Origin of the sequence: Imhoffiella purpurea, from assembly GCF_000585215.1 — a bacterium.
GTDB classification, from domain to species: domain Bacteria; phylum Pseudomonadota; class Gammaproteobacteria; order Chromatiales; family Chromatiaceae; genus Imhoffiella; species Imhoffiella purpurea.
In genome coordinates this window covers 1-1,576 of the sequence record NZ_AONC01000081.1, presented here as the reverse complement: position 1 = coordinate 1,576, position 1,576 = coordinate 1, and the positions used below count along the sequence as shown (strand labels likewise).

Genomic DNA, 1,576 nt, shown 5'->3' with positions numbered 1-1,576 from the left:
CATGGCTTTACCCATAACTCGCCCCTGCAGAGCGCTGAGCCTCAAGAGCGAGCACGAAATCAGCCGCGCGCTGCAGCCCGATCCACAGGGATTGCGGTCCAGGGAAGCCATCACTTTTTCGGTTGAGGAAGCCGCCGAGGGTGGCCACCATGCGGACCATGGCATCGAGCGATGGTGGGTCTTCTGGCGGAGCTTGGCGCTGGGTGACGAGGTAGACGGCCTTCCATTCGGCGGCGTCGAAAACCACATCGCAGGGCATCTCGGGGCAGGCACGCCCGAGGTGGGTGAGCAACAGAACGCGCCAGGCGATGATCATGTAGAAGGTAATGGCGGGCTCCAGGTGCTCGCGTTCCTCCAACTGTAACCGCTCGATCTTGCAGCCACTTTTGAGAATCTTGAAGAAGACCTCCACTTGCCAGCGACACAAATACCAAGCGATCTTCTCGAGCGCTTGTTCGGGCGTCTCGACGGGGAGATTGGTCAGCAGCAGCCACTCGACCGCGTCATCGTGGCTGGGAGGGTCGATCTCCGTGGCCAACAGCGCGGTGACGGTGACTTCGCTGAGCCGACGGTCGGGACGGTGCGGAGCCTTCAAGGTGACGCGCACCGCCTTGAGGTGCTGCTCGACGGGCCGGGCCGGCTTGCCATGTCCGCCCGGGCGTGTAAAGGAGATCGTGGTCAGCACCGGCGCGGCGGCGAGCGCCTCGCGCAGGGTGCGCCCATCCGTGAGGCGACGTTCATGGTATTGACCACGCACCAGCCAATCGGCCCCCTGCTCGGGGCACGGGGCTTCGACGAACAGATCGTAGAGATCGCCCTCGCGGTCGGCGATATAGGTCAGGCGCGTGTCGGGCAGTGCCTCGGCCAGGGCGTTGACCTGCGCGAACCCCTCGACCCAGCGCGCACTCTCTTTCTCTTCGAGCGGACGGCTGGCTGCCGTGTCCTGCCCCAGACGGCCGGGCTCGCGGGCCCAGGTATGCGTGTCCAGGACACCCAGCGGGATTCGATCCGGAGTCACCGCCAGCGTCGGATGCAGATACAGCCCCCAACGCGATTCGTAGTTGAGCGGACCCAGGCCATTCATGCGTCCCTTCTTGGTGGTGTAGTCGAGCTCGGTCGTGTCCTGGATGCACAGTACCCGCTCATGGGCGCGCAGACGTTCCTCGGTACGCTCCACATGCGGGGCCAGCACCCGCTTCGCCGTGACACGCTCCTGAGCGAGCAGGCGGTAGGCCGCGCGCGTCTCGTCCCAACCGCCGCAGGCCGTCGGAATGCTTTCACTCGGCTTCGCACCCAGTTGCCCCAGCAGCTGCTGCGAGCGCCGATTCCGCCGGACATCGCCCAGATCGATGGTGCCAAGCTCCTGCTCCAAAGTTCCCAACGGCAGGACCTCGGGAAACTCGGGGGCTCGATCGATCGGTTGATTCAGCGCTGTTTCGTGCATCGTTCTCCATCCCAACTGTCGGCGTTCACGTTACAGACATTGCAACGGAAACTCCGACGACGAATCCAGTCTTGTGTCGCAATCAAACAAGGAATGTGTGCGAAACTGGTCTGAGATATGGGTAAAGGGATG

Annotated in this window: 1 protein-coding gene; it reads right to left on the bottom strand. The window is 63.6% G+C overall.

Going from position 1 to position 1,576, the window contains the following annotated elements:
• Window positions 1-7 precede the first annotated feature (7 nt).
• Window positions 8-1,444 (bottom strand): IS4 family transposase, encoded by a 1,437-nt coding sequence (locus D779_RS19845; protein ID WP_081763622.1) that lies wholly within the window; start codon window positions 1,442-1,444, stop codon window positions 8-10.
• Between the last annotated feature and the right edge of the window lie 132 nt (window positions 1,445-1,576).